Consider the following 26,809-nt stretch of genomic DNA (forward strand, 5'->3'; position numbering starts at 1 on the left):
TCGCAGGTTAGAACTCGGCCCAATCGTCGTCTTCAGCAGACGCCAGAGCAGATGGTGCGGAAAGTAAGGCGTCCGAACGCGGCTCGATCTCTCCACTGAGCGCGGGCGGCGCATTCCATTCCGGCGCATGTCGGGATACCGCAACGTCAATACCAAGACGGCTCGCTGCCAGAGCCCCGGTTGCCGGCAGATGCTCGGACGCCACGCCCCAGCCTGCCTGCCCGGTGTTTGCCAGGCGGAACACCGACACCAGACTGACCAGCGACTCGGCCTGTTCCTGCAGGCTTTCCGCTGCTGCAGCGGCCTCTTCGACCAGCGCTGCATTTTGCTGCGTGACCTCGTCCATCTGCGTGATAGCCTGCCCCACCTGCTCGATGCCACTGCTCTGCTCCCTGCTCGCGTGCGAGATATCGGCCATCAGGCGGGCCAGCGTCTGCACACTGCTCACCACATTCTGCATGGTACCGCCCGCCTGTTCGACCAGCTTGTTACCGGCCGCCACCTTGCTCACCGAATCGTCGATCAAGCCCTTGATTTCCTTGGCGGCCGCGGCGCTTCGCTGCGCCAGATTACGCACTTCGCTCGCCACCACGGCAAACCCGCGCCCCTGCTCGCCGGCACGCGCCGCTTCCACGGCCGCATTCAGTGCCAGGATGTTGGTCTGGAAGGCAATGCCGTCAATCACGCCGATGATGTCGGCAATACGGTTGCTCGACTGCTGAATGGCACTCATCGTCGCCACCACCTGCCCGACCACCTCGCCCCCCACCTCGGCCACATTGCGCGCATCTTCAGCCAGACTGTGCGCACGCTGCGCGGTACTGGCATTCTGCAGCACGGTACTGGTCAACTGTTCCATGCTGGAAGCAGTTTCTTCCAGGCTGGAGGCCTGGTGCTCGGTGCGTGCGGAGAGATCCTGGTTGCCCTGGGCAATTTCCAGGGCGGCGGTATTGATCGCATCGCTCGCCTGTTTGATGGAAATGACGATTTCACGCAAATGATCGATGGTGCCGTTGGCATCGTTGCGTACGCGCTCCAGGTCGCCCTGATACGCCGTCTCGATTTTCTCGGTCAGATCGCCTTCTGCCAGACGCGCCAGCATCTCGCCGACCGCCTGCAGCGCCTGACTGTTGGTTTCCAGCATATGGTTGATGGCGGTGGACAACTGCAAGAAGAAGCCACGCTTGTCCGCCAAGGCCACGCGCAAGGAAAAATTGCCATTGGCTGCCGCCTCGACGATCGCCGCAACCTCCCGCTCGATGGCTATCTCACCGGTCCGGTCCAGCCACTCGATCACCGTGCTCAGGCGCTGCCCGCTGGCATCGATCACCGGCGTGATCACCAGGGCAAATACCCGTCGGCCAATCTCAACCTCGGTACGCCAGGGATGTTCCAGTTGTCGCAGGCGCTCCACGCCCAATTCCTGGTGCAGGCGTGCGACCGCGAAATTGCCAGCATCGAGCAGATTGGCCTGGAATTCCGGCACGACCGCGCGCAAATCAACTTCCGCCACCCGCAGCATCTCGAGCATCGCTGCATTGGCATAAATCACCAGCCCCTGATCGTCGACCAGGGTCACACAATTCGAACCCACATCAAGCGCCACCTTGATCCGCAGTATTTCTGCCGCAACCCGCCGTTCACTGGCTGTCCGCGCAGCCAGATCGCTCTGCATGCGTGCCAGCGACTGCAGCAGGTGAGCCGGTTCGTCACGCCCACCGGTTTCAATCGAATTGTCAAACTTTCCACCGGCAACCGCACCGGCAATACTCACCGCCTGCCCCAGCGGCCGGGTAATGCCACGCGTCACCCAGATCCCGGAAGGAATCATCACCAACACGGCAAAGATGATGAGCCCGAACAAAATGATGCGCGCCTCCTCACGAATCGCAGCAATTTCCTCCAGAGCCACATCATTGGCCTGACGCTGCAGCACCACCAGGGCATCGAGACGTTTTTCCCACTCATCGAGTGCCGGGGCAAGATAACTTTCAAAATGTGTTTCTATCGCCGGGCGACTACCCGCAGCCACCAGCATGAACAGGCGCTGCAAGGCACGCTCGGAGCGGCTTTGCACTGCTGGCAGTGTACTCATGGCGGCGCGCATCTCGGCATTGAGTTCTCGCCCCAGCATGCGCTGTTCGCTTGCCCGGTAACGAGTCAGTGCCGCGAGCATTTCCTTTTCTTCGGCGTTCTGCCGAGCCGTTTCTTCGTACAGGATGGCATTGCGGGCGCGAATGTTCGCTTCCTCGACGGCGGCACGCATTTCGCCAATGATGTCGGCAGTCGCCGCATTTTCCACCGCAATCACCTGCGCTTTTTCTCCCACCTTGCTCAAGCCGATCAAAGCGATGATGACAAAAGCGATCATCAAACCGAACGCACCGATCGTAGTGGAAATCAACCGACTACCGATCTTGAAGTTACGTACATTCAGCATCTCAAGCGCCTCCCTCTTCTTGTTCTACCGCCTCGTCAAGCAAGGCCATTTCGCTGCTGCGCATCAGGCGCTCGATGTCGGTGACGATCAACATGCGGTCATCCACAGTCGCCAGCCCCACGATGTAACGCGTATCAAATGCTCCGGAAAACTCCGGCGCAGTGCGGATTTCGTCCGGTGTCAGGCGCAGTACGTCGGACACGCTATCCACCACCGCGCCCACCACCCGCCCGGCGACATTGAGGATGATCACCACGGTAAACGGCGTGTACTCGACCCGGGGCAGGTTGAGCTTAAGGCGCAGATCAACAATCGGCACGATGATGCCGCGCAAATTGATGACCCCCTTGATGAAAGGCGGCGTGTTGGCGATCAGGGTCGGCTGATCGTAGCCCCGGATTTCCTGTACCTTGAGAATATCGATGGCGTACTCCTCCTCGCCCAGAGTGAAAGTCAGATACTCTCGCGAATCGTTCCGGACCGCCTCGGATTCCCGTTGCTGCACACGGTTCATTGCCTACTCCTCATCCGCCGCCCATCCGGCTTTTCTTGATTTCCTTGCGCGCCATGCTGGCTATCGCCGTCACGTCGAGAATCAGAGCAACCCGCCCATCTCCCATGATGGTCGCGCCGGCCACACCATTGACCTTGCGGTAATTGGCTTCCAGGCTCTTGATCACCACCTGGTGCTGCCCCACCAGCGCATCGACAAACAAGGCCACGCGGACGCCGTCAGCATCGAGCACAACCATGATGCCTTGTGAAAAATCCTGCCAGGCCGACTGCAAATTGAACATTTCGTGCAGCGCCACAACCGGCAGATACTCCCCCCGCACCTGCACCAGATGCGTCTGGTTACCCATGGTGCGGATATCCTGCGCCGTTGCCTGCAGGGATTCCAGTACGCAGGCCAAGGGCAGGATGTACAACTGGTCGCCAACGGCCACCGACATGCCATCAAGAATAGCCAGCGTCAGTGGCAGGCGTACCCGCATGCAAGTACCGACGCCGGGTTCCGACTCGATATCGACCCGCCCGCCCAGGCCCTGGATATTGCGCCGCACGACATCCATGCCGACACCGCGGCCCGATACATCGCTGACGACATCGGCAGTGGAAAACCCCGGTTCAAAAATAAGGTGATACACCTCGTTGTCGCTCATCGCATCCGACACGGGCAGACCCCGCTCGCGTGCTTTCTGGAGGATTCGCTCGCGTGGCAAGCCGGCGCCGTCATCTTCAACTTCGATCACGATGTTGCCGCCTTGATGGAAAGCCCGCAGGAAGATGGTGCCTTGCGCCGGCTTGCCGGCCGCCAGGCGGGCCTCGGGCATTTCGATGCCGTGATCGAGACTGTTGCGTATCAGGTGGGTCAGTGGGTCGGCGATCTGCTCGATCAAGCCCTTGTCGAGCTCCGTGGCTTCCCCTACGGTTTTCAGTTCGACCTGCTTGCCGAGTTTGCCCGAAACATCACGCACCACCCGGGGAAAGCGCGAGAACACCGACGAAATTGGCAGCATGCGGATCGACATAACTGACTCCTGCAGATCACGCGTATTGCGCTCCAACTGAATCAGTCCGGTGTGCAGGGTTTCGGGCAGGGTCTCGGCAAACTGCAGGGACGACTGCAGCAGCATGGCCTGCGTAATGACCAGTTCGCCAACCAGATTGATGAGCTGGTCGACCTTTTCCACGCTGACGCGGATCGAGGAATCGGCACTGCCGCCCTGCTTGCTCCGGCGGGGCACGGGCGGCGTCGGTGTTCTACCTGCCGCCGCTGCGGGCGGGCTGGCCGGAGAGGAAGGAAGCAGTGTGGGCGGTGTCAGTTCCGGCAAGGGAGAAAAAAACCCGAAGCCATCACCTTCCTCTATCCCGCCCGCAGCGTCAGGTACCACACTCTCCACTGCGGTGATCTGCTCCCCTGCGTCGAAGAGTCCGAAACCGGCGGCCTGTTCAACCGCACCCTCGTCCAGCAACTGCCAGCGGCCGCTTTCGGCAACGAATTCGAGCACTTCCGATAGTGCCGAGCGCGCCTGGCTGGTGCTGACCCGCACCTCCCAGGTCAGATCGTCATCCGTCGCCAGCGGCTGGCGCAAGACCTCCACCGTACCTTGTTCGCGCCATTCATCCAGCAACTGCGGAATGGCATTCGATGTCACAGCATGCGCCGTCGGCACAAAGCGCAGCAGATAGCGCCCCATCGTCGCAACGGAATCCTCAGACGGCGAAGCCGCTGCGGGCGTGTCTGCCGCTGGCGCAACAGTAGCGGGCGGACCGCTCTCCAGCTGCTGCAAGGTTGTACACAACGCAGCCACTGCTACTGGATCACTGCTGCCATGCCCTTGATGCGCCGCCAGCATGCCGCGCAAAACATCCCCTGCTTTGAGAAACACATCCACCATATCGGCGCGCAGGGCAAGTTGCCCCTTGCGGATGCGATCCAGCACATTTTCAAGCACGTGCGTGGTTTCCGCCAGATCAGCAAAGCCAAAGGTGCCCGCACTCCCCTTGATTGAGTGGGCTGCTCGAAAAATGGCGTTGAGCTGTTCCGGATCCGGCTGCGCGACATCCAGCTCCAGCAACAGGGATTCCATGGTCGCCAGATGCTCTTCCGATTCCTCGAAAAAGATCTGGAAAAACTGACTCATGTCGATGGCCATGCCCGCTCCCTTAGGCGCCACTGCGTAGTGTTCGATGCGGCCCCTGCAGCTTCCGCCTCCCGTCCGTCATCTGTATCAGCCGATGACCTTGCGCACCACATCAATTAGACGCTGCGGATCAAACGGCTTGACCAGCCAGCCCGTTGCCCCGGCCGCCCGACCCTGCGTTTTCATGGCGTCGGAGGACTCGGTAGTGAGCATCAGAATCGGGGTTTTTGCGTATTGCGGCATCGCCCGCAGGGTCTTGATCAAGCTCAGACCATCCATGCGTGGCATGTTCTGGTCGGTCAGGATCAGATCGACTGCATGGGCATTCGCCTTCTCCAGCCCATCTTGCCCATCGACGGCATCGAGAACTTCGTAGCCGGCGCTTTTCAGGGTAAACGACACCATTTGCCGGATGGAGGCCGAATCGTCGACCGCAAGAATGACTTTGGCCATTACCTTCTTTCCTTTTACTCATCAGGACAAACGTTGCATTATCCGTCAATACGGCCGTTCATCCAGTCCTGCCATCAAAATTAGCGTAACTCGGGCGCTGGCAACCCCGGCACATAGGGTATCTCGTCACCATCAGTATCGCTGGTCGGGCCTTCTTCATTAAGAATTGCCCGCTCCGTACGCTGATTGAGCACGACAATACTGATCCGCCGGTTAACCGGATTCAGTGGATCATTCTTGTCGAACAACACCGTCGCCCCCAGCCCAACCACCCGGATCACCTTGTGCGCCTCCAGACTACCGGCCACCAGCTCACGCCGCGAGGCATTGGCGCGATTGGCTGAAAGTTCCCAGTTCGAAAACCCCTGAATGCCGCCGCTGAACGGAGCGGCATCGGTATGCCCGGCCAGGCTGACGCGGTTGGAAACCCCATTGAGCAATCTGCCGATCTGCCGCAGCAAGTCGCGGGCATACGGTTTGATCTGATCCCCGCCAAGGTCGAACATCGGACGATTCTGCTCGTCCACGATCTGGATGCGCAGGCCTTCCGAGGTGATATCGAGCAGCAACTGTTTCTTGAACTGCAACAGTTGCGGCGTTTCCTCGATCATCTTCTCGATATCGGCCTTCAGCTTTTCCAGTCGAGCGCGCTCCTGGCGCAGGAATTCCGCTTGTGCTTCCTTTGAAAAGGTCGTGCGCTTGGCTTCCACATCTCCCTTTTCTCCCTTTTTTACCTGCCCGGCCTGCCGCGTCAGATCCTCGCCGCCGCCCTTGAGGATACTGGTTGCATCACCACTACCATCCCCTCCTTGCATCGACACCTTCAGCGGGTTCTGGAAATAATCGGCAATCCCCTGCAAGTCTCCCTTGGAAGTGGACCCCAGCAGCCACATCAGCAGGAAGAAAGCCATCATCGCCGTCACGAAATCGGCATAGGCAATTTTCCAGGCGCCGCCATGGCCACCGCCGGCGACCACTTTTTTGCGCTTAATGACTATGGGGCGGGTATCGTCTGCCATATTGAGTCTCAGGTCTGCAACGGCAATTACTTGCCCTTGCGTGCCTTGAGCTCTTCCTCAAGCTCGCTGAATGTCGGCCGGTCGTGCGCTCCGAGGGTTTTACGTCCGAATTCGATCGCCACCTGCGGCGCATAGCCAGACATGGACGCGAGCAGGACCATCTTGATGGTCTTGAAGATCGTGCCGGACTCTTCCGCCCGCTGCGTCATGATCCCCGCCAGTGGCGAGATGAAGCCGTAGGAAACAAGAATACCGAGAAAGGTACCGACCAGCGCCCCACCAATCATCTTGCCAAGCACTGCGGGCGGCTCGCCCACCGAACCCATCACATTGACCACCCCCATCACCGCCACGACAATACCGAACGCGGGCGTCGCATCGCCCAGCTTGGACATGACATGTCCGGGTTCCGCCGCCTCGTGATGATGCGTCTCCAGTTCGACATCCATCAGGCTCTCGATTTCGACAGTATTCAAATTACCGCCGACCATCATGCGCAGGTAATCCGTCATGAACTCCAGCACGTGGTGATCAGCAACGATGTTCGGGTATTTGGTGAAGATCGGACTGGCATCCGGATTTTCCACGTCGTTTTCGATCGACATCAAGCCTTCTTTGCGCACTTTGCTCAGAATCTCGAACAGCAAGGCAAGCACATCGACGTAGTACGCCTTGTTGTAAGGCGAACTTTTGAGCACCCCGGGGATGGCTGCCAGCGTGGACTTGATGACCTTGACGTTATTACCCGCGACGAAGCCGCCAATGGTCAGGCCGACAATGGCGAGATACTCCATCGGCACCCACAATGCCAGCAGACTGCCGTGCACCGCATAGGTCCCCACCGATGCAAGCAATACGATGATGTAGCCAACGAACAAAATCATGCAGAACCTCTCAGGTCACCGACATAGCCGGCCCGGATAATTTTTCTTGGTCGGCGCTATTGTAGCCACAGCCTTTCCAAACGCGCAAAAGAACTTGCAGGGAAACGGGGATATTGCCGGGAAATGTTAGACTCATGGCGTTTCATGCCTGCAAACCCGCCTTTACCCCACCCTGACATGTCGTTCTGTATCGTTTGCGGCGCTGCTGGCCAGCGTCTGGTGCCTCCAGGTGACAACCTGCCGCGTCTGGTCTGCTCACGCTGTGGACATATTCATTACGAAAACCCCCGCATGGTAGTTGGCTGTATTGCCGAATGGGACGGACAAATTCTTCTGTGCCGGCGCGCCATTGAACCACGCCGCGGCTTTTGGACACTACCTGCCGGCTTCATGGAAAACGGCGAAAGTGCCGCTGCGGCCGCACGCCGGGAGACGCATGAGGAAGCTGGCGCCCTGGTTGCCATCGATGCTGCTTTTGCCATGATCAGTATTGCCCACATCAACCAGATTCACCTGTTTTACCGTGGTCACCTCACCTCTGCCAGCTACAGTGCCGGCGAGGAAAGTCTTGAGGTTGCCCTGTTCCGGCCAGAAGCCATTCCGTGGGAAGAACTCTCATTTCGCAGCGTGCGCTTCTGCCTGGAGGTGTATCTGCGCGACCGGAGACACCGCGAATTCGGTTTTTATGAGCACGAACTCTTACCGGAATCCTGATCTGAAATCAAAAGCCCCGCCAGTGCACTTGCTCTGGCGGGGCGGTTCATTCTGTCTGATCAACAGCCAAGAATGATGGGCATTTATTTACCCTGTGCATCCTCTTTGATCTTGTCAGAGAAAATTTTTCCCATAACTGCGCCAATTACCACGACACCCACAATGACAACCAGGCTCATCAGGCCGTAGTCACTGGAAAACAAGTCAGTCCAAGCCATTTAACACCTCCCTTATTGAAAAGTTATTCCGCTCTAGCGCGCAGGCGCAGCGGCTCATCAAGATCAGCACGCCAGTCTCCCTGAAGGCGCCATTGCCCCGCAGGATCCTCCAGGCTGACGTGCCAACGCCCGGCCACGTCTGCGGCCAGAACCCCGTTATAGAAACCCGCCCCTTCGGATTTCATTTCGATGTGCTGATCCCGCCCATCAATGGTCGGATGCGTCAGATGCAGGGTCAGCGCCTCAGGGTAGAAGCGCGCCTGATCTGCCGACAGCAGCAAGCGCAGCTTGTTGTCGGCCCGCATCAGATCCGCCTGCAACCCAAGCGCCGCTGCCTGCTGGTCGCGATGCAGGCGCTGGTTGATCCCCAGGCCTTCCTTGTAATAGTCATCCGAAACCAGACCGTCGGCACTTTTGACTGCCAGCACAATGGTAATGATGGCGGCAACGATGACCAAGCCTGGTCCCGCCATAAGCAGCCAGGGCCAAGGCTCTTTGTACCAGGGTTTATTTTGTACTTGCAAGGTCATGCTGTTCATTCTCATGGCTTCAGGAAAGTGGCTTTTTCGCGCACGGCAATTTTCGCGTCGCTTTCTGCCTGGATGTTGAAGTAAATGGGGTTAGCCCCGCTCTTGCCCGATTCTGGCGGCACCTGCACCACTACCGTCACTTCATGATTCTCGGCCGACCGGACTTCAATCGGCGCCTCCTCACTCAGGCGAATGCCAGCCAGACCGTCCACGGTCAACCGGTAGCGCTGGGCGCTTTCGGTGGTGTTCATGAGCTTCAGGTTGTAAACGTTTTCGATCGAACCATCGTCCGCCTCGCGCGACAGGGTGGAACGATCCCGGATGACATCCACCATCAGCGGCACACGTGTCGCCATCGACCAGGCTGTCGCCAGACAGATCAACACCAGAACCGCGGAGTAGAGCACGATGCGGGGGCGTGCCAGATGACTGAGCACATCCTTCTTGGTGAAATGTTGCGCCAGGGCATTCTCGGTCGTGTAGCGAATCAGCCCCCGCGGTTTGCCGATCTTGTCCATCACTGGCTCGCAGGCATCAATACATGCGCCACAACCGATACATTCGTACTGAATGCCATTCCGGATGTCGATGCCAGTCGGACAGACGGCGACGCATAAGCCGCAATCCACGCAGTCCCCCAATTGCTCGCCAGACGCCCCTTTCTTTCTAGCGCCACGTGGCTCACCACGTTCCCGATCATAGGTGATGACCAGCGTATCAGGATCAAACATCACCCCCTGGAAGCGGGCATACGGGCACATGTATTTACACACCTGCTCACGCAGGAAACCCGCCTGCATGTACATGAAGCCGGCATAGAAGAAGACCCAGAAAAACTCCCAACCCGACAAACCAAAGGGCAACGCCGCCAGCAATTCCTGCATCGGCGTGAAGTACGCCACTAGGGTAAATCCGCTCCATAGCGAAATGATCAACCAGAGTGCATGCTTGACGGTTTTCAGACGAATCTTGCGCGCAGTCAATGGCCCCTGATCGAGCTTCATGCGCGCCGATCGGTCACCTTCGATCCTGTTTTCCAGCCACATGAAAATTTCGCTATACACCGTTTGCGGGCAGGCATAACCGCAGAACAGGCGTCCCGCTATGGCAGTAAACAGGAAGAGGGCGTAGGCCGACACAATCAGCAGGACCGCCAGATAGAACACATCCTGCGGCCATAGCACCAGGCCAAAAAGATAGAACTTGCGCTCGACGATGTGGAACAGGACTGCCTGCCGATCGTTCCAGGTCAGCCATGGCGCCAAGTAGAAAACAGCTTGCGTCAACCAGACCAGAATCCAGCGCCAGTTGGCCCACCAGCCCTTGACCTCACGGATGTAGATCTTCTTGTGCTTCTCGTAGAAGGCAACCGCGTGCGGTTCATCCTTGCTGGGTGGGGTATTTTCAGGTTTCATTGGCAATCGCTTTTATAAAAATGGCACGGCGCGAACGAGGCCGAACCGTGCCATTTTGATAAGACCGATGGAAAAAAGGAAGAGGGCGCAAGACCCTCTCCCAAACCATGACATCTTATTTAGCGCTCACGCTCAGAACGTAGGCAGCCAGGAGATGCACCTTCGACTCACCCAAGAACTCGCCCCAGGCCGGCATCTTGTTGCTGTGACCCTTGGAGATACCGTCGATGATGACGGCTTCCGAAGAACCGTAGAGCCAGGTCTTGTCGGTCAGATTCGGTGCCCCCAAGGCTTGCATGCCCTTGCCGTCAGGACCGTGACAGCCCGAACAACCTGCCTCGTTGAACGCGGTTGCGCCCTTGCTTGCACGAACGGAATCGTTCGGCAGACCCGACAGGGAACGGACATAGTTAGCCAGATCCTTGATCGTTTCGGCGCCGAGTTGCTCATGCGGCGGCATCACACCCATACGGCCGTTGGTGATCGTTTCCACGATCTGTGCCGGCTCGCCACCCCACTGCCAGTCGGCATCGGCCAGGTTCGGGAAACCCTTGGCACCGCGTGCATCGGCACCGTGGCACTGCATGCAGTAGGTCAGGTACAGGCGTTTGCCCATTTCCATGGCCTGCTTGTCGGCCGCGACCGCTTGCAGATCCATTGCCTTGTACTTGTCGTACAGCGGCTTGACGGCTGCATCCATCTTGGCCACTTCAGCGGTGTGCTGACCGGCCGAAGTCCAGCCCAGCATCCCCTTGAAGTTACCCAGGCCCGGATAGAGCGCCAGATAGACCAAGGCGAAAACCACGGTCAGAACATACAGCCAGCTCCACCATTTCGGCATCGGGTTGTTGTATTCCTCCAGGGTTTCATCCCAAACGTGGCCGGTCGGCACTCCCGGGGTGAACTTTGCCTTGCTCTGCAGGAGCAGGAACACCCAGCAACCAACCACACTCACCAGTACGATCACGATGACGTACAGGTTCCAAAATTCGCTCACGAAATCGCTCATTTGCTTTCCTTTGTCTCAGCGATGGCACGGCGGTCGCCCGCCGGGCCGTGATCATCTTCTTCTGCAAACGGCAGGTTGGCGGCTTCTTCAAACCCCTTTTTGCTGCTTTTGCCGTAAGCCCAGGCCACGATGGCGAGAAAGCAGAGCAATCCCGCAACCGTGACGATGGAACGCAGATCGTTGATGTCCATTGGTTGTCTTTACTTGATGGTGCTCAGCGCCGTACCCATACCTTGCAGGTAGGCAATGAGAACATCCATTTCGCTCATTTCACCAATGGCAGCCTTGGCACCCTTGATGTCGTCATCGGAGTAAGTCGGCAGGCTGCGCAGATTGGCATACATGCGCAGAACTTCCATCTTCTTCTCGATGTCGGCACCGACCGTAGCTTTCGCCTTGGTATCAGCGAGGAAGGCAAAGGCGGGCATATTGGATTCCGGCACCACGTCGCGCGGATTCATCAGGTGGGCACGCTGCCATTCATCCGAATAGCGGCCACCGACACGATGCAGATCCGGCCCGGTACGCTTGGAACCCCACTGGAAGGGGTGGTCATAGACGTACTCGCCAGCCACCGAATAGTGGCCATAACGCTCGGTTTCGCCGCGGAACGGACGGATCATCTGCGAGTGGCACAGATAGCAGCCTTCGCGGATATAAACGTCACGCCCGGCGACCTGCACCGCGCTATAGGGCTTGACGCCCTCGACCGGCGTCGTGGTCGACTTCTGGAAGAAGAGCGGCACGATTTCCAGCAGGCCGCCGACGCTCACCACCAGCAAGGTGAGCACGATCAGCAGACCGACGCTCTTTTCGATTTGTTCATGCTTAAGCATTGTTATTCCCCCTAATCAGGCGTGATGAGCAGCCGGAGCGATCACCGGCACGTTCTGCACCTTGCCGCCCGCCATCGTCTTGAACATGTTGTAGGCCATGATGATCATACCAACCAGGAACAACACGCCACCCAGCCAGCGGATCGCCCAGAACGGATAGGAACCCTTGACCGATTCGACAAAGCTGTAAGCCAGGGTGCCGTCGGCATTGACCGCACGCCACATCAGGCCCTGCATCACGCCGGCAATCCACATCGAAGCGATATAGAGCACGGTACCGATGGTGGCGATCCAGAAGTGAGCGGTCACCAGACCGGTGCTGTACATGCCCGACTTGCCGAACAGACGCGGCAGCAGGTAGTAGATGGAGCCGATCGACACCATGGCCACCCAGCCCAGAGCGCCGGAGTGCACGTGGCCGACGGTCCAGTCGGTGTAGTGCGACAGGGCATTCACGGTCTTGATCGACATCATCGGGCCTTCAAAGGTAGACATGCCATAGAAGGACAGCGAGGTGATCAGGAACTTCAGAACCGGGTCGTCGCGCAGTTTGTGCCAGGCACCCGACAGGGTCATGATGCCGTTGATCATGCCGCCCCAGGACGGCGCCAGCAGGATCAGCGAGAACAGCATGCCGACCGACTGCGTCCAGTCCGGCAGCGCGGTGTAGTGCAGGTGGTGCGGACCGGCCCACATGTAGGTGAAGATCAGCGCCCAGAAGTGCACCACCGACAGGCGGTAGGAATACACCGGACGACCGGCCTGCTTCGGCACGAAGTAGTACATCATGCCGAGGAAGCCGGCGGTGAGGAAGAAGCCCACGGCGTTGTGGCCGTACCACCATTGCACCATGGCATCCTGCACGCCGGCGTAGGCGGAGTAGGACTTGGTCAGGGTGATGGGCACTTCAGCGCTGTTGACGATGTGCAGCAGGGCCACCGCAATGATGAAGGCGCCGAAGAACCAGTTGGCGACGTAGATATGCGACACCTTGCGCGTGGCGATGGTACCGAAGAAGACCACAGCGTAGGATACCCAGACGACGGCGATCAGGATGTCGATCGGCCATTCCAGTTCCGCGTATTCCTTACCCGTCGTGATCCCCAGCGGGAAGCTGATGGCAGCGAGCAGGATGATCAGTTGCCAGCCCCAAAAGGTCAGTGGGATCAGCGGACCGCCCCAGAGGCGGGTGTGGCAGGTGCGTTGAACGCACCAGTACGACGTGGCGAACAGAGCGCAGCCACCGAACGCAAAAATCACCGCGTTGGTGTGCAGCGGACGCAGACGCCCGAAGGTCAGCCAAGGGCCAAAATTCAGCTCCGGCCAGACCAGTTGTGCAGCAATGATGACGCCGACCAGCATGCCGACGATACCCCAAATGACGGTCATCACGGAAAACTGCCGGATAACCTTGTCATTGTATGTGGTTTGTGTTCCAGACATGAACCCACCTCTCGTTAATGAAAAACGGAATGCCGCCCATCCAAAAACCCCGGGACGGCACCTAGACGCGGATGGTATTCTAGCTGAAAGGGGGTGTTTTGACCTAGATCAACCTACCATTTATCTGGTCGCAACCCTTCGCGCTTTCCTACCACCTCTGCGACAAACAGCTTTTTGCGCGCAAAAAAAGGGTGCGTCGCAACGCACCCCAACCCCAACAGAGAATCAATGCGAGACACCCGGTCTCGCCTGGGTGCGTATGATGCGCACTTGCCCTGCAACTACGGTTGACCTGGGTCAACTGGTAACATTTTTTCCTTGTTTTTTTCCGGCGTCGATTCTGCAATTCGCCCCTGGGCAGCTTCGTCATCGTCCATCAACACTTTGAAGCCGGGCCCTTCGAGATCGTCGAACTGGCCGCTTTTCACCGACCACCAGAACGCCACGGCAATCCCGAACACCAGCACTACCGAGACCGGCACCAATAGATAGACCACTTCCATCAATCCACCTCCAGACGCTGGATACGCAGCGAATTCAAGACCACCAGAAGCGAGCTCAGGGACATTCCTATGCCCGCCATCCAGGGGGTGACGTAACCGGCAATCGCTGCCGGCAACGCCACAATGTTATAGGCAAATGACCACCACAGATTCTGCCGGATCACCACCAGGGTCAACGCCGCCCGCTGCAGGCCGTGTTGCAGATGCGCCAGATTTTCCGACAGCAGGACGAAATCTGCCTGTGTCCGCGCCAGCTGCGCACCACCGCCCATGGCAATCGACACCTGAGCCAGCGCCAGCACCGGCGCATCATTGACGCCATCGCCGACCATCGCCACCACCGCGCCTGCCGCCTGCAGCTCGCTGACGCAGGCGTGCTTGCCATCGGGCGTCACCCCGGCATGCACGGTTCTGATCCCAAGGGCTGCCGCCACCCAGGCCGCCACAGCCGGCGCATCGCCGGTCAGCAGCACGACCTCCTTACCGTACGCCCGCAAGCGATCGATCAAGCCACGAGCTTCCGGCCGCAACTCATCGCCGATGCGGAACAACGCCAGCGCCCCGGCCGCATCGGCCAGCAGCACCACCGTATCACCGCTTTCCAGCCAGGCCTCCGCCGCTGGCGGCAGCTGTTGCCCTGATTCGGCAAGGGCGTAGGCCGGACGGCCGATGCGGTACATCTGGCCGGCAATCTCGCCGGCAATCCCCTGACCCGGCACACTGACCGCTTCACTCACCGGCGGCAGATCCACTCCCGCCTGCGCCGTGCGCAAGGCCTGCGCCAGCGGATGCTCAGACGCCTGCTCCAACGCTGCCGCCAGCGCCAGACAGCGTTCGCGCGACACATCGGTGCGCAGACAGAGCACATCGATCAGCCGCATCTGGCCGCTGGTCAAGGTGCCGGTTTTGTCGAACACGAAGTGAGTGGCCCGCGCCAGGGTCTCAATCGCATGTCCACGCGTCACCAGCAAACCATCGCGCGCCAAAGAACCCGCAGCAACCGTCAGGGCAATCGGCGTCGCCAGCGACAGGGCACAGGGGCAGGTCACCACCAGCACCGACACGGTAATCCACAATGCCTTGGACGGATCCACCAGATACCAGCCGAGCGCCGTACCGGCTGCCACCAGCAGCAGAACCGCAACAAAATAAGCGGCAATGCGGTCAGCCAGCTCGACGATGCGCGGCTTCTCCATCGCCGCGCGTTCCATCAGAGCGATGATGGCAGACAAGCGCGTCGCCTCGCCCACCTGCTCGACGCGCACCACCAGCGGACTCTCGGCATTGATCGTGCCGCCGGTCACGGCATCTCCGGGCAGCTTCGCCACGGGGCGGCTTTCGCCCGTCAGCAGCGACTCATCGGCCGAGCTGCTGCCTTCGACCACCACCCCATCCACCGGAATGATTTCACCGGGACGCACCAGAACGTGATTACCCACCGCCAGATCCGCCACCAGCACCTGTTCCGTTTCACGCGCCTGCGGGAATTGCGCCAGTTTTTGCGCAAAGGCGGGCAGCAGTTTGGTCAGCGCCTCGGTCACGCTCAGGGCTTTCTGGCGTGCCGTCATTTCTAGATAACGCCCGCCAAGCAGGAAAAACACAAACATGGTGACCGAATCGAAATAGACTTCGCCGCCGCCCTGCACGGTTGCCCAGCAACTGGCGACAAAGGCACCGCCCACCCCCAAGGCCACCGGCACATCCATCCCCACCCGCCACAGCTTGAGGTCACGCCAGGCATTGCGGAAAAACGGCGCCGATGAATAGAACACCACCAGCACGGTCAGCACTAGGCTAGCCCAGCGCATCAGGGTTTCAATATCGACGCTCATCTCGCCGTTGGCGATATACACCGGGTAGGCGTACATCATCACCTGCATCATGCCGAAACCGGCCACCCACAGGCGCCACATGGCCTGCCGCCGTTCCTTGCGGGTGATCTCCTCGTTACGCGCCGCATCATAGGGATAGGCCCGGTAACCAATGGCCGCCACCGCCTGCAGAATGGCCGACAGCCTGATCTGCCGCTCATCCCAGCGCACCCGCGCCCGCCGCGTGGTGTAATTGATATCGACCGCCACCACCCCCGGCAACTTGCCGATGTGCTGCTCGTTCAGCCAGATACAGGCCGAGCAGGTGATGCCTTCAAGCAGCAGCGAAGCCTCGCGCTCATGCTCGCCGAGCGCCTTGACAAAGCTCTTCTGGAATTCAGCATGATCGAACAGGGCGACCTGATCGAGGATGGCGGGTAGCGCATCGCGCGGCGACTCCGGCAGGGCATCGCGGCTGCGGTAATAATCCGCCAGACCGTTGTCGACGATCGACTGCGCCACCGCCTGACAGCCCAGGCAACACATCGTCTGCGGCACATCGTTGATGGTGACCGCCAGATCGACATCCGCAGGAATCGGCAAGCCGCAGTGGTAACAGGAAGCGTCGGAAGTAGCGTCAGTCATGCAAATAAAAAAGGCACCGAAGTGCCTTCAAGAACCAGGACAGCGTCCGAGTATAGTTTATTTGGTCCCCATGCGGATGGCACCGTCCAGACGGATCACCTCGCCATTCAGGTAAGCGTTCTCCGCAATATGGCGCACCAGCGCGGCATATTCAGCCGGCTTGCCCATGCGCACCGGGAAGGGAACCATCTTGTTGAGCGAATCCTGCACTTCCGGCGGCATGCCCAGCAGCATCGGGGTTTCCATGATACCCGGGGCAATCGTCATGCAGCGGATGCCGCTGCGCGCCAACTCGCGCGCCACCGGCAGGGTCAGGGCAACGATGCCACCCTTCGATGCGGCATAGGCGGCCTGACCCAGTTGCCCTTCATAAGCAGCAACCGACGCAGTATTGATGATGACGCCGCGCTCGCCATTGGCATCCGGTTCGTTCTTCTGCATCTCGGCAGCCGCCAGGCGCAGCATATTGAAGGTGCCCACCAGATTGATGTTGATGACCTTGGCGAAGCTATCCAAGCGATGTGGGCCTTCCTTGCCCACCACTTTTTCGGCCGGCGCCACACCGGCGCAATTCACCAGGCCATGAATTCCCCCCAGCGCGCTGATCGCGGTCTGGATCGCCTGCGTCGCCGAGGCCTCGTTGGTCACGTCCGTGGCGACAAACTTTGCCGCCGCACCCAGTTCGGCCGCCATGGCCTCACCGGCGGCCTGATTGACATCGGCCAGCAACACCTTGGCCCCGGCAGCGACCAGGCCGCGCGCCGTTTCCGCGCCCAGGCCGGAACCCCCACCCGTCACCACAAAAACCTTGTCTTTCAACTGCATGCTTATTCTCCTGAGTTGTTTTTTAACTACTTGCACGCCCCACGCCCCAGACGGTAGCGTATGGACACCAGCACAATCTTAACCGCCCCGGCATTTGAAACCAAGACAACGATTGCCCCGCCAGCATGCGCTGCAGCCGGATACAGAATGTCACATAGCGACAGCGGGTAAGGTACCGCGCAAGTGGCGCAGTCCCTTATAATTATGGCCCGCTGCATGCCGATTTCGATCGCCGCAGCCAGTTTTCAGCCCTTCCAACCTGTCTGCCAAGGAATTTTCGTGGAAAAGGATCTGCGCGACGCCGCGCTTGAATATCACCGCTTGCCCAACCCCGGCAAAATTGCCGTACAACCGACCAAAGGTCTCACCAACCAGCGTGATCTGGCCCTCGCTTACTCGCCCGGCGTTGCCGCCCCTTGCGAAGCGATCGTCGCCAATCCGGCCTGCGCTGCCGATTACACCTCGCGTGGCAATCTGGTCGGCGTCATCACCAACGGTACCGCTGTTCTCGGCCTCGGCAACATCGGCCCGCTCGCCTCGAAGCCGGTCATGGAAGGCAAGGGCTGCCTGTTCAAGAAATTCGCCGGGATCGACGTGTTCGACATCGAACTCGCCGAAAACGACCCGGACAAGCTGATCGACATGATCGCCGCGCTCGAACCGACACTCGGCGGCATCAATCTGGAAGACATCAAGGCGCCAGAATGCTTCTACATCGAGCAGAAGCTGAAGGAGCGGATGAACATCCCCGTCTTCCACGATGACCAGCACGGCACCGCCATCATTTCCGCTGCCGCCATGCTCAATGGCCTGAAAGTCGTCGGCAAGAAAATCGACGAAATCAAGGTCGTCTGCTCCGGCGCCGGCGCCGCCGCCATTTCCTGCCTCAACCTGTGGTGCGATTTCGGCGTCAAGCGTGAAAACATCACCGTCTGCGATTCCAAGGGCGTCATTTACGTCGGCCGTCCGGGCGGCATGGACGAAACCAAGGCCCGTTACGCCCAGGACACCGACAAGCGCACCCTGGCCGATGCCATGGTCGGCGCCGACGTGTTCCTTGGCCTGTCCACCGCCGGAGTCGTCAGCCAGGCCATGGTCAAGACCATGGCCGCCAAGCCGATGATCTTCGCGCTGGCCAACCCGACCCCGGAAATCATGCCGGAACTGGTCAAGGAAGTCTGCCCGGACGCCATCATCGCCACCGGCCGTTCCGACTACGTGAACCAGGTCAACAACGTGCTCTGCTTCCCCTTCATCTTCCGTGGCGCCCTCGATGTCGGCGCCACCCGCATCACGGAAGAAATGAAGCGCGCTTCCGTACGTGCCATCGCCGAAATGGCCGAAGTCGAAGTCACCGACGAAGTCGCCATGGCCTACCCTGGCCAGACCCTCTCCTTCGGCCCGGAATACCTGATTCCGAAACCCTTCGACCCGCGCCTGATCGTCAAGATCGCCCCCGCCGTCGCCCAGGCAGCCATGGATTCTGGCGTCGCCACCCGCCCCATCACCGACTGGGTGGCCTATCGCGCCAAGCTGTCCGAATTCGTCTATCACACCGGCGTCGGCATGCGCGCCATCTTCCAGGCGGCCCGGCAGGCACAAGGCAAACGCATCATCTACACCGAAGGGGAAGAAGAACGCGTCCTGCGTGGCATCCAGGTGGTGATTGAAGAAAAATTCGCCCGCCCCATCCTGATCGGCCGCCGCGACATCATCGAACGTCGCCTCCAGAAAGCCGGCCTGCGCATCCGCCCGGACATCGATTTCGACATCGTCAACCCGGAAAGCGACGAACGCTACCGCGAATGCTGGACGGCCTACCACAAACTCATGGTGCGCCGTGGCATCACCCCGGCGCTGGCCAAGGAAGCCCTGCGCCGCAAGCCGACGGTGATCGGTGCCATGCTGCTCAAACTGGGTTACGCCGACGGCATGATCTGCGGCATGACCGGCCAGTACAGTCACCACCTCGGCGTCGTCAGCCAGGTGATCGGCAAGCGTCCCGGCGTCAACACCATTGCCGCGATGAACTACCTGATGCTGCCCGGTCGCTCCCTGTTCCTCTGCGACACCCATGTCAATGAAAACCCGAGTGCCCAGGAAATCGCCGAAATGACCCTGATGGCCGCAGAGCAGGTCAAACGCTTCGGCAGCCAACCCAAAATCGCCCTGCTCTCGCATTCCAACTTCGGCTCTGCCAGCTCGGAATCGGCACGCAAGATGAGCATGGCCGCTGGCCTCATTTCCGCCATGTCGGCCGGCGAACTCGAGGTCGATGGCGAAATGCACGGCGATTCGGCACTCAACGAAGCCATCCGCCGCCAGGCCAATCCCGATTGCGCACTCAAGGGTGAAGCCAACCTGCTGGTCATGCCCAACATCGACGCCGCCAACATCTCCTACAACCTCTTGAAGATGACCAGCGGCGAAGGCGTCACCATCGGCCCCATCCTGCTTGGCATGGCCCGCCCGGTGCACGTCCTGACCTCCACCGCCACCGTGCGCCGCCTGATCAACATGACGGCACTGGCCGTCGTGGAATCGATGGAACGCTGAACAGCGCACAGCAGCAACGATCGGCATAGGGGGCAGCCATTATAGGCTGCGCCCCTGCCACACCACCCGGCATGCGGGTCCGCACCGGGCGGTTCGAGAAGTTGAGGTCATGAGAGACGCTGCACCCTGAGTCGATCAAAGTAGGCGATGGTCAGTACCGTTTTCAGTAGCCGGTCGGCATTACGCCAATAGCTACGGGCATTTCCAGCCACCCGACGCGCCACAGTTTCTGACGCACCCAGCGCTTTCAATTCCCGATACATCGTCGTCCCACGCTTCCAGTGCTTGAGTTGGATGGCCCGCAGTCGGTGTCGCATCCACTCGTCCAGCGTACGCCAGACCGTGGGCGTCTGCGATAACCGAAAGTACGCTTTCCACCCCAGCACATAGGGGCGCAGATTTTCGACGACTTCCGCCATGCTGCGACCGCCTGAGCGTCGGGTCAGTTGTCTGATCCGCTGCTTGTAGGCCGCCATCGGCTTCGCCGCCACCTTGCATTTGATCTCGCCTTTCGGCGCCACCCAGAAACTGAAGCCAAGAAACTTGCGTCCGAATGCACTCGCTACCGCACTTTTGGCCTCATTGACCGTCAGGTGCAGCTTGGCGTACATCCTCCGCAGCAGCGCCATCACCCGCTCACCAGCCTTCTTGCTGCGAACATACACATTCGCATCATCCGCGTAGCGCACGAAGCAATGACCCCGGCGTTCCAGTTCCTTGTCCACTTCATCCAGCAAGACATTCGCCAGTAACGGCGACAGTGGTCCGCCTTGCGGCGTCCCCTGATACCGCGACACGACAACGCCATCCTGCATGATCCCGCTGTTCAGATACGCCCGGATCAGCCGGAGGATTCCAGCGTCTCCGATTCGTTTCTGGAGGCGACTCATCAGGATGTCGTGATTGACCCGATCAAAGAATTTCTCCAGATCCACATCGACCACGATTCGGCGTCCCGACTGGACGTAGGCTTGCGCACGAACCACCGCTTCCTGCGCACTACGACCCGGTCGGAATCCGAAGCTGTACTCGCTGAACGTCGGGTCCAGCAGCGGCTGCAAGACTTGCAGCAGCGCTTGCTGGATCAGTCGATCCGTCACCGTCGGGATGCCCAGCTCACGCTCACCACCCTCCGGTTTCGGAATCGTCACCCGCCGTACCGGACTCGGTCGGTACGTCCCCTGCAATAGCTGCTCACGGATAGCCGGCCACGCCGTTTGCAGATAGCGGGCTGTCTCGGGAATATCCCGGCCATCCACGCCAGCCGCACCTTTGTTGGCCCGCACCCGTTTCCACGCCTGTTGCAGGTTCTCCCTCGTCAGCGCTGCCAACAGCAACGCTGACCCTGTGTCTCCCGTTTCACATCGCGGGCGTGTCGCTTCGTCGCTGGTGCTTGCACGCACGGCTTCACCGTCCGCTACCGGCACCCGCCCCGGTTGCCCAGGCATCTGACGCAAAGCTTCACGCATCAACATGGCGCAAAAACACTCCTCCTCGTTTGGCCCTTCGCCCCATACCGGCAACTACTACGGCCGCTGCTGACTTCTCGCTCCGCTTCACCGCGTCGCCCTTTCAGGCACAAGGCGAGATCTCCCCAGGTAAGAACGCACTCCTTCTCTGCACAACCGCCGGATCTACGCCACTTCGCCTTGATCACCAGAGCTTCGCGCTTACTTGCCCGCTCGCCCTGCTCGGTAGCGCCTTCTATCCGGTTCTTGTCCATCGGCTCGCAGATTACGATCCACGCTTCCTCCCCACACTCGGTCACCCTCATGCAGTTGCGCTTCACTTCGTTCGCTGTGATCAACTTACGACGGGACTTCCACCCGCAGGAGTGCGCCCATGCTGGGCGCACGAGCACAAAAAAACCGCCGGCCACGGCGGTTTTTTTACGTCCCGGCGTAGCGCGCCGGTAAAACTGAAATCAAGCGCTGAGTGCCGCCAGCAATTTCTCATGCACCCCGCCAAAACCGCCGTTGCTCATCACCAGCACATGGTCGCCGGGACGGGCCTGGGCAGCAATGGCGGTAACCAGTGCATCCAGGTCGGCATGCACCTGCGCCTTGGCGCCGAGGGGGGCGAGGGTGGCGGCGGCATCCCAGTCGAGGCCGCCGCTGTAGCAGAAGGCCAGATCGGCGTCGGCCAGGCTGGCCGGCAGTTGCGCCTTCATCGTGCCCAGCTTCATGGTGTTGGAACGTGGCTCGAACACCGCCAGGATGCGCGCGCTGCCCACCTTGCGCCGCAGCCCGGCCAGGGTGGTGGCGAGCGCCGTCGGGTGATGCGCGAAATCATCGTACACCGTCACGCCAGCGGCTTCGCCGCGCGTTTCCAGGCGTCGTTTGACGTTGGCGAAACGCGACAGTGCCGCCAGGCCATGCGTAAAACCGACCCCGACGTGGCGGGCCGCCAGCAGTGCTGCACAGGCATTGGCGCGGTTATGTTCGCCAGTGAGCGCCCACTGACAGCGACCAATCTCGCCCGCTGGCCCGTGCAGGACCAGCTCGCCGCTGGCATCGTCGCCGCTCACCCGGTAACCGCCCGCATGGTTGAAGCGCTCCACCGGCGTCCAGCAGGCCCGTGCCAGCACCCGCTCCAGCGCCGCCTCGTTGCCGTTGCTGACGATCAGGCCGCTGGCCGGCAAAGTCCGCACAAGATGATGGAACTGCGTTTCGATGGCCGCCAGGTCAGCAAAGATGTCGGCGTGGTCGAACTCCAGATTGTTCAGCACCAGCGTGCGTGGATGGTAGTGGATGAACTTGGAGCGCTTGTCACAGAAGGCCGTGTCGTATTCGTCAGCTTCGATGACGAAGAACGGGGTGTCGCCGAGACGCGCCGAGACACCAAAGTTTTTCGGCACGCCGCCGATGAGGAAACCGGGCGCCATGCCGGCCTCTTCGAGTATCCAGGCGAGCATGGCGCTGGTGGTGGTCTTGCCGTGCGTGCCGGCAACCCCGAGCACCCAGCGCCCGCGCAGGACGTTCTCGGCCAGCCACTGCGGCCCGGACACATAGGGCAGCCCCTGATCCAGAATCGCCTCCAGCAACGGATTGCCGCGCGAAATGGCATTGCCGATCACGAACACATCCGGCTGCACTGCAGTTTGCCCAGCGTCGTAGCCTTGCGTCAGAGCAATGCCCGCCTGCTGCAGCTGCTCGCTCATCGGCGGATAGACATTGGCATCGCAGCCGCTGACGCGGTGCCCTGCTGCCACGGCCAGTTGTGCCAGGCCGCCCATGAAAGTGCCGCAGATGCCGAGGATGTGAATGTGCATGACGTTGGCTGTGGTTAGAATGGGCGGCATTCTACCTGAGCTCCCCGCATCTTCCGCCATGGCCCGCCACGACAGCCCCCGCAAACCGTCCCTTGCCCCTGGCAGCACACGCACCGGCATTGCTGCCGCTGCCGCACGCCTGATGGCCGAAGACGGCATCACCGATTACCAGCAGGCAAAGAAGAAGGCGCTGCGCCAGCTGGGTCTGCCGGAACACACGGCCCTGCCCGACAACAGCGAGATCGACGACGAACTGCGCGCTTACCGCGCCCTCTACCAGGCGGCGGAGCATCCGGCCATCCTCGCCGCGATGCGGCGCTCCGCCCTGCAGCTGATGGAATTCCTCGCCGCCTTCAGGCCCTATCTGACGGGCTCGGTGCTCGATGGCACGGCGGGCGAATACAGCCAGATCGATCTGCTGCTGTTTGCCGACAGCGCCAAGGAAGTGGAAATCTTTCTCCTCAACCACGGCATCGACGTCCAGCACGCCAACCCGCGTCATGACAAGGTCGAAGCGGTATTGCAGATCGCCACCGACAGCGCCGATGCCAACCTGGTCATACTCGCCCCGCAGCTGGAACGCGTCAGTTTCAAGCAACGCGACGGCCGCCCGCGCGCGCGCATTCGCAGCGACGAACTGCGTGCCCTGCTGCACACCACAGCAGCGGCGCACTCCGCCGCGCAAGACCCCTGATACACTTGCCTCCGGCACAGACATCCCGATAAAACAGAGTTCGCCATGAAGATCCTGATCGTCGAAGACAACGCCTCGATGCGCTCACTGCTCTCCACGCTGTTCAAGAGTCAGGGCCATACCGTTGTCGGTGAACTGGACAACGGCAACAGCGTGCTCGATGACATCCACCGCCTGCGGCCACAGGTAGTCTGCCTGGACTACCACCTGCCGGGAAAGAACGGTCTGGCGCTGCTCAAGGAAATAAGCACTGACTATCCGGATATCGACGTCGTCTTCATGACCGGGTCCGAGGACGGCGAGATCGAAAAGCTGGCCGCCGATGCCGGTGCTGCAGGGTTCCTGCGCAAGCCTTTCGGACAAAAGCAGATCATCGATGAATTGCAACAAATCAGCGCCCTGCGCCAGCAAGCCATGGCGACCGAAAGCACTGCCGGCAACGCGGCCGCCACAGCAGCCGTAACGGCAAAGCAAGTACCCGCCGCCAGCTGCGGCCGCAAAGCCTCCCGTACCGCCGTACTGGTAGACGACAATAGCTCGATCCGCCTGCTGCTCAAGGGTATTCTGGTCGACTATGGTCTCGATGTCGTCGGCCAGGCCGCCAACGGCGAAGAGGCCATTCATGCCGCCGAAGCGCATCAGCCCAGCGTCCTTTTCCTCGACGTGAACATGCCCATCCTCTCCGGCCTGGAAGCGCTGCCGCGGATTCGCGCCGCCAGCCCACACACAGCTGTCGTCATGGTCACCGGCAACGCCACGCGCGAACTGGTGCAGCAGGCAGCCGGCCTAGGAGCCTGTGGCTATGTCGTCAAGCCGGTGCGACCGGCGTATGTGCAGAACTTCCTGAACAAGCTTTTCAAGCGCTGAGTCCGCACCACCATGAGCCTGCTGATCGACTATCCCTTCCCCAGCGCCACGGCCTGGGTCGACCATTTTGCCGGTATCGAACTCCCCATCCTGCGCCTGACCGCCAACCGCCTGGCGGAATTGCGCGACACCGCCAACAACATCAATACCCGCGCCCTGGCACAGATCGTGGTGCACGACCCGCTGATGACGTTGCGCCTGTTCCGCACCATGAAAGCCAACCGCTCGGCACGGCAAGTCGTGGACATCACCACCGTCGAGCGCATCCTGGTGATGATAGGTACCGAGCGTTTTTTCAGCAGCTGCCAGGACCTGCCCATCATCGAGCACCAATTGAAGGCCCATCCGAAAGCCATGCTCGGTTTGCTCAAAAGCGTCGCCCGCAGCCGTCAGGCCAGCATCTGGGCACGCGACTGGGCCTTGCTGCGCCAGAACAAGAGCTACGAGGAAATCGCCCTCGCCGCCCTGCTGCACGAATTTGTCGAAATCCTGATGTACTGCTTCGCGCCCAATCTGGCCATCCAGGCCCGCGAACGGTTGCAGGCGCAGCCGGGATTACGCAGCCGGGCGGTACAGGAAAGTGTTTTTGGCGCTCCGCTCGCCGACATCATGAGTGGCCTGGTCGAACGCTGGGGGCTGCCGGAACTGTTGCTGACGCTACTCGACCCGAAAGATGCCGAAATCACCAACGCGCGCTACGTCAACCTGGCGCTGAATCTTGCCCGGCACACCGCCAGTGGCTGGAACGACCCTGCCCTGCCGGACGATCTGCACGCCATCCAGGAACTGCTTTTCCTCGGCCGCAGCCACCTGCTGGAGCGCCTGGGCGCGCCGGAAGAGATGGTGCAGGCAGCCCGCCAGGCTGAAATTGAAACGCCCTGAAATCCATCGTTCGCACCACCCACACGTCGTTACCATGCACGCACTCCCCCATCTTTCCCCGCTCGACTGGCTGGCGCTGGTGACTTTCTTTGCCTGCTGGGGCGGTTATGCCTGGTTTTCCGAACACAGCCGTGGCGGCGCCCATGGCCTCAACAGCACCACCCAGCACTACCGCCTGCTCTGGGCCTATCGTCTGCTGGAGCGTGACATCCGCGTGGCCGATTCCACCCTGATCGGGAATCTGGTCACCAGCGTCTCCTTTTACGCCAACACCACCATCTACATCATCGCCGGCCTGATCGCCGCACTCGGCGCCGCTGATCAGTTGCTCGGCCTGGCCGCCGACCTGCCCTTTTCGGCGCTGGGCAACAAGGAACTGCTGGAAATCAAGCTGATGCTGGTGCTGGGTTCCTTTGTCTTCGCCTATTTCAAATTCACCTGGTCGCTACGCCAGTTCAACCTGCTGTCCATCCTGGTCGGCGCCGCACCGCAAGGCACCGCCGGGGCGCCGGAAATCGACAGCTACGCCCGCCGCCTGGCTGGCGCTAACAGTCTGGCCGGCGACGATTTCAACCGCGGCATCCGCGCCTACTATTTCGGTCTAGCGGCCGCAGTCTGGCTGCTCAATCCCTTGATCTGTGCGCTCGCCTCACTGGCCATCCTGGTCGTCCTCTACCGCCGCGACTACCGCTCACCGGCGCTGGCCGCCCTGCGTCAGGACGGCACCTAAGCCGCCTTCAGCGGCTTGGCCGCGACCACATCCAGGCGAGCACCACCACGCTGATCACGGCGGGCAGATAGCGCCAGCCGTCGGACAAATACCACCCACTACCGACACTGCTGACGGCCAGCATCGCGGTGGCCAGCCATTTGGCCAGCAACGGAATGGCGCCACGTTCGCGCCAGGCGATGATCAGCGGGCCAAAGGTCGGATGGGCCAGCAGCTTTTCTTCCCATTCCGGATGCGAGCGCCCGAAAAAATACGCCGCGAGAATCAGAAAAGGGGTGGTCGGCATGATGGGCAGAAACACCCCGACCAGCCCAAGCGCCACGGACAAGGCGCCGAGCGCACGATAGACCGGCTTCTTCATCATCGCCGTCCCCGCCACGCAGGGTGGCCGGAGAGGCAGATCAGTTCGGACAGAC

General features: G+C 60.5%; 25 protein-coding genes. 6 read left to right on the forward strand and 19 right to left on the reverse strand.

Going from position 1 to position 26,809, the window contains the following annotated elements:
* Window positions 1–7: 7 nt before the first annotated feature.
* From JYJ39_RS14100 to motA, 6 genes are all read right to left on the reverse strand, one after another.
* The gene (locus JYJ39_RS14100; RefSeq protein WP_205202024.1) at window positions 8–2,440 is read right to left on the reverse strand and encodes a methyl-accepting chemotaxis protein; all 2,433 of its coding nucleotides are present in this window, start codon (window positions 2,438–2,440) and stop codon (window positions 8–10) included.
* A 1-nt stretch (window position 2,441) separates the two neighbouring features.
* Window positions 2,442–2,954 carry a chemotaxis protein CheW gene (locus JYJ39_RS03235; protein WP_205202025.1) on the reverse strand — a complete coding sequence of 171 codons (513 nt, stop codon included), beginning with the start codon at window positions 2,952–2,954 and terminating at the stop codon, window positions 2,442–2,444.
* Window positions 2,955–2,964: 10 nt separating this feature from the next.
* Window positions 2,965–5,100 carry a chemotaxis protein CheW gene (locus JYJ39_RS03240; protein WP_205202027.1) on the reverse strand — a complete coding sequence of 712 codons (2,136 nt, stop codon included), beginning with the start codon at window positions 5,098–5,100 and terminating at the stop codon, window positions 2,965–2,967.
* A 75-nt stretch (window positions 5,101–5,175) separates the two neighbouring features.
* Complete coding sequence (locus tag JYJ39_RS03245) at window positions 5,176–5,541, reverse strand: response regulator (RefSeq protein WP_205202029.1); 366 nt, start codon at window positions 5,539–5,541, stop codon at window positions 5,176–5,178.
* A gap of 80 nt (window positions 5,542–5,621) precedes the next feature.
* Window positions 5,622–6,560, reverse strand: a complete 939-nt coding sequence (gene motB, locus JYJ39_RS03250; protein WP_205202031.1) for a flagellar motor protein MotB — start codon at window positions 6,558–6,560, stop codon at window positions 5,622–5,624.
* Window positions 6,561–6,586: 26 nt separating this feature from the next.
* Complete coding sequence (gene motA / locus JYJ39_RS03255; protein ID WP_205202033.1) at window positions 6,587–7,444, reverse strand: flagellar motor stator protein MotA; 858 nt, start codon at window positions 7,442–7,444, stop codon at window positions 6,587–6,589.
* Between the two features lie 177 nt (window positions 7,445–7,621).
* Here motA and JYJ39_RS03260 point away from each other — a divergent pair, with 177 nt between their 5' ends.
* On the forward strand, window positions 7,622–8,158 hold the full coding sequence (locus tag JYJ39_RS03260) for an NUDIX hydrolase (RefSeq protein ID WP_205202035.1): 537 nt from the start codon (window positions 7,622–7,624) through the stop codon (window positions 8,156–8,158).
* Between the two features lie 83 nt (window positions 8,159–8,241).
* Here the strand turns inward: JYJ39_RS03260 and JYJ39_RS03265 are convergent, their stop codons facing one another.
* The 10 genes from JYJ39_RS03265 to JYJ39_RS03310 all read right to left on the reverse strand — a co-directional run bounded on the left by JYJ39_RS03265 (window position 8,242) and on the right by JYJ39_RS03310 (window position 17,393).
* Window positions 8,242–8,376 carry a DUF3149 domain-containing protein gene (locus JYJ39_RS03265; protein WP_205202037.1) on the reverse strand — a complete coding sequence of 45 codons (135 nt, stop codon included), beginning with the start codon at window positions 8,374–8,376 and terminating at the stop codon, window positions 8,242–8,244.
* A gap of 23 nt (window positions 8,377–8,399) precedes the next feature.
* A complete protein-coding gene (locus JYJ39_RS03270) occupies window positions 8,400–8,906 on the reverse strand; it encodes a FixH family protein (protein ID WP_240189522.1) in 507 nt (168 codons plus the stop codon).
* A gap of 11 nt (window positions 8,907–8,917) precedes the next feature.
* On the reverse strand, window positions 8,918–10,321 hold the full coding sequence (ccoG, locus tag JYJ39_RS03275; RefSeq protein ID WP_205202039.1) for a cytochrome c oxidase accessory protein CcoG: 1,404 nt from the start codon (window positions 10,319–10,321) through the stop codon (window positions 8,918–8,920).
* A gap of 115 nt (window positions 10,322–10,436) precedes the next feature.
* Entirely contained in the window at window positions 10,437–11,330 is an 894-nt protein-coding gene (ccoP, locus tag JYJ39_RS03280; RefSeq protein ID WP_205202040.1) for a cytochrome-c oxidase, cbb3-type subunit III, read from the reverse strand.
* A complete protein-coding gene (locus JYJ39_RS03285) occupies window positions 11,327–11,521 on the reverse strand; it encodes a cbb3-type cytochrome oxidase subunit 3 (protein WP_205202041.1) in 195 nt (64 codons plus the stop codon). Before JYJ39_RS03285 ends, ccoP begins: the two co-directional genes overlap by 4 nt.
* Before the next feature lie 9 nt (window positions 11,522–11,530).
* A complete protein-coding gene (ccoO, locus tag JYJ39_RS03290; protein ID WP_240189530.1) occupies window positions 11,531–12,172 on the reverse strand; it encodes a cytochrome-c oxidase, cbb3-type subunit II in 642 nt (213 codons plus the stop codon).
* 9 nt (window positions 12,173–12,181) lie between these two features.
* Window positions 12,182–13,609, reverse strand: coding sequence for a cytochrome-c oxidase, cbb3-type subunit I (ccoN, locus tag JYJ39_RS03295; RefSeq protein WP_205202043.1), 1,428 nt, complete (start codon window positions 13,607–13,609; stop codon window positions 12,182–12,184).
* A gap of 281 nt (window positions 13,610–13,890) precedes the next feature.
* Window positions 13,891–14,112 carry a cbb3-type cytochrome oxidase assembly protein CcoS gene (ccoS, locus tag JYJ39_RS03300; RefSeq protein ID WP_205202044.1) on the reverse strand — a complete coding sequence of 74 codons (222 nt, stop codon included), beginning with the start codon at window positions 14,110–14,112 and terminating at the stop codon, window positions 13,891–13,893.
* Window positions 14,112–16,568 (reverse strand): heavy metal translocating P-type ATPase, encoded by a 2,457-nt coding sequence (locus JYJ39_RS03305; protein ID WP_205202046.1) that lies wholly within the window; start codon window positions 16,566–16,568, stop codon window positions 14,112–14,114. The genes ccoS and JYJ39_RS03305 overlap by 1 nt, the downstream gene beginning before the upstream one ends.
* A 57-nt stretch (window positions 16,569–16,625) precedes the next feature.
* Window positions 16,626–17,393: a 3-hydroxyacyl-CoA dehydrogenase gene (locus JYJ39_RS03310; protein WP_205202048.1), complete on the reverse strand. Its 768-nt coding sequence runs from the start codon at window positions 17,391–17,393 to the stop codon at window positions 16,626–16,628.
* A 279-nt stretch (window positions 17,394–17,672) separates the two neighbouring features.
* Here JYJ39_RS03310 and JYJ39_RS03315 point away from each other — a divergent pair, with 279 nt between their 5' ends.
* The gene (locus tag JYJ39_RS03315) at window positions 17,673–19,949 is read left to right on the forward strand and encodes an NADP-dependent malic enzyme (protein WP_205202050.1); all 2,277 of its coding nucleotides are present in this window, start codon (window positions 17,673–17,675) and stop codon (window positions 19,947–19,949) included.
* A 107-nt stretch (window positions 19,950–20,056) separates the two neighbouring features.
* Here the strand turns inward: JYJ39_RS03315 and ltrA are convergent, their stop codons facing one another.
* Both ltrA and mpl read right to left on the reverse strand, forming a co-directional pair.
* On the reverse strand, window positions 20,057–21,424 hold the full coding sequence (gene ltrA, locus JYJ39_RS03320; protein ID WP_240189523.1) for a group II intron reverse transcriptase/maturase: 1,368 nt from the start codon (window positions 21,422–21,424) through the stop codon (window positions 20,057–20,059).
* A gap of 449 nt (window positions 21,425–21,873) precedes the next feature.
* Window positions 21,874–23,220, reverse strand: a complete 1,347-nt coding sequence (gene mpl, locus JYJ39_RS03325; RefSeq protein WP_205202190.1) for a UDP-N-acetylmuramate:L-alanyl-gamma-D-glutamyl-meso-diaminopimelate ligase — start codon at window positions 23,218–23,220, stop codon at window positions 21,874–21,876.
* Window positions 23,221–23,278: 58 nt separating this feature from the next.
* On the opposite strand from mpl, the gene JYJ39_RS03330 reads away from it, so the two are divergent.
* Genes JYJ39_RS03330 through JYJ39_RS03345 form a run of 4 tightly spaced genes read left to right on the forward strand, consistent with a single transcriptional unit; the run spans window position 23,279 to window position 26,393 of the window.
* Entirely contained in the window at window positions 23,279–23,914 is a 636-nt protein-coding gene (locus tag JYJ39_RS03330) for a hypothetical protein (protein ID WP_205202051.1), read from the forward strand.
* Window positions 23,915–23,959: 45 nt separating this feature from the next.
* Window positions 23,960–24,781, forward strand: coding sequence for a response regulator (locus tag JYJ39_RS03335; RefSeq protein ID WP_205202052.1), 822 nt, complete (start codon window positions 23,960–23,962; stop codon window positions 24,779–24,781).
* 12 nt (window positions 24,782–24,793) lie between these two features.
* Window positions 24,794–25,663 (forward strand): HDOD domain-containing protein, encoded by an 870-nt coding sequence (locus JYJ39_RS03340; RefSeq protein ID WP_205202053.1) that lies wholly within the window; start codon window positions 24,794–24,796, stop codon window positions 25,661–25,663.
* 34 nt (window positions 25,664–25,697) lie between these two features.
* Window positions 25,698–26,393 (forward strand): DUF599 domain-containing protein, encoded by a 696-nt coding sequence (locus JYJ39_RS03345; RefSeq protein WP_205202054.1) that lies wholly within the window; start codon window positions 25,698–25,700, stop codon window positions 26,391–26,393.
* A 7-nt stretch (window positions 26,394–26,400) separates the two neighbouring features.
* On the opposite strand, the gene JYJ39_RS03350 is transcribed toward JYJ39_RS03345, so the two are convergent.
* Complete coding sequence (locus JYJ39_RS03350; RefSeq protein WP_240189524.1) at window positions 26,401–26,757, reverse strand: YbaN family protein; 357 nt, start codon at window positions 26,755–26,757, stop codon at window positions 26,401–26,403.
* Window positions 26,758–26,809 lie beyond the last annotated feature (52 nt).

The sequence above is a fragment of the Azonexus hydrophilus genome, from assembly GCF_905120355.1.
Lineage (GTDB): Bacteria > Pseudomonadota > Gammaproteobacteria > Burkholderiales > Rhodocyclaceae > Azonexus.

Coding starts and splice junctions, on each gene's coding strand:
- JYJ39_RS03260 (WP_205202035.1), top strand. CDS start 7,622: ATGTCGTTCTGTATCGTTTGCGGCGCTGCTGGCCAGCGTCTGGTGCCT.
- motA (WP_205202033.1), bottom strand. CDS start 7,444: ATGATTTTGTTCGTTGGCTACATCATCGTATTGCTTGCATCGGTGGGG.
- JYJ39_RS03245 (WP_205202029.1), bottom strand. CDS start 5,541: ATGGCCAAAGTCATTCTTGCGGTCGACGATTCGGCCTCCATCCGGCAA.
- JYJ39_RS03310 (WP_205202048.1), bottom strand. CDS start 17,393: ATGCAGTTGAAAGACAAGGTTTTTGTGGTGACGGGTGGGGGTTCCGGC.
- JYJ39_RS03305 (WP_205202046.1), bottom strand. CDS start 16,568: ATGACTGACGCTACTTCCGACGCTTCCTGTTACCACTGCGGCTTGCCG.
- mpl (WP_205202190.1), bottom strand. CDS start 23,220: ATGCACATTCACATCCTCGGCATCTGCGGCACTTTCATGGGCGGCCTG.
- ltrA (WP_240189523.1), bottom strand. CDS start 21,424: ATGTTGATGCGTGAAGCTTTGCGTCAGATGCCTGGGCAACCGGGGCGG.
- JYJ39_RS03340 (WP_205202053.1), top strand. CDS start 24,794: ATGAGCCTGCTGATCGACTATCCCTTCCCCAGCGCCACGGCCTGGGTC.
- ccoP (WP_205202040.1), bottom strand. CDS start 11,330: ATGAGCGATTTCGTGAGCGAATTTTGGAACCTGTACGTCATCGTGATC.
- ccoG (WP_205202039.1), bottom strand. CDS start 10,321: ATGAAACCTGAAAATACCCCACCCAGCAAGGATGAACCGCACGCGGTT.
- JYJ39_RS03235 (WP_205202025.1), bottom strand. CDS start 2,954: ATGAACCGTGTGCAGCAACGGGAATCCGAGGCGGTCCGGAACGATTCG.
- JYJ39_RS03345 (WP_205202054.1), top strand. CDS start 25,698: ATGCACGCACTCCCCCATCTTTCCCCGCTCGACTGGCTGGCGCTGGTG.
- JYJ39_RS03265 (WP_205202037.1), bottom strand. CDS start 8,376: ATGGCTTGGACTGACTTGTTTTCCAGTGACTACGGCCTGATGAGCCTG.
- motB (WP_205202031.1), bottom strand. CDS start 6,560: ATGGCAGACGATACCCGCCCCATAGTCATTAAGCGCAAAAAAGTGGTC.
- ccoN (WP_205202043.1), bottom strand. CDS start 13,609: ATGTCTGGAACACAAACCACATACAATGACAAGGTTATCCGGCAGTTT.
- ccoS (WP_205202044.1), bottom strand. CDS start 14,112: ATGGAAGTGGTCTATCTATTGGTGCCGGTCTCGGTAGTGCTGGTGTTC.
- JYJ39_RS03270 (WP_240189522.1), bottom strand. CDS start 8,906: ATGACCTTGCAAGTACAAAATAAACCCTGGTACAAAGAGCCTTGGCCC.
- JYJ39_RS14100 (WP_205202024.1), bottom strand. CDS start 2,440: ATGCTGAATGTACGTAACTTCAAGATCGGTAGTCGGTTGATTTCCACT.
- JYJ39_RS03350 (WP_240189524.1), bottom strand. CDS start 26,757: ATGATGAAGAAGCCGGTCTATCGTGCGCTCGGCGCCTTGTCCGTGGCG.
- JYJ39_RS03240 (WP_205202027.1), bottom strand. CDS start 5,100: ATGGCCATCGACATGAGTCAGTTTTTCCAGATCTTTTTCGAGGAATCG.
- JYJ39_RS03335 (WP_205202052.1), top strand. CDS start 23,960: ATGAAGATCCTGATCGTCGAAGACAACGCCTCGATGCGCTCACTGCTC.
- JYJ39_RS03330 (WP_205202051.1), top strand. CDS start 23,279: ATGGCCCGCCACGACAGCCCCCGCAAACCGTCCCTTGCCCCTGGCAGC.
- JYJ39_RS03285 (WP_205202041.1), bottom strand. CDS start 11,521: ATGGACATCAACGATCTGCGTTCCATCGTCACGGTTGCGGGATTGCTC.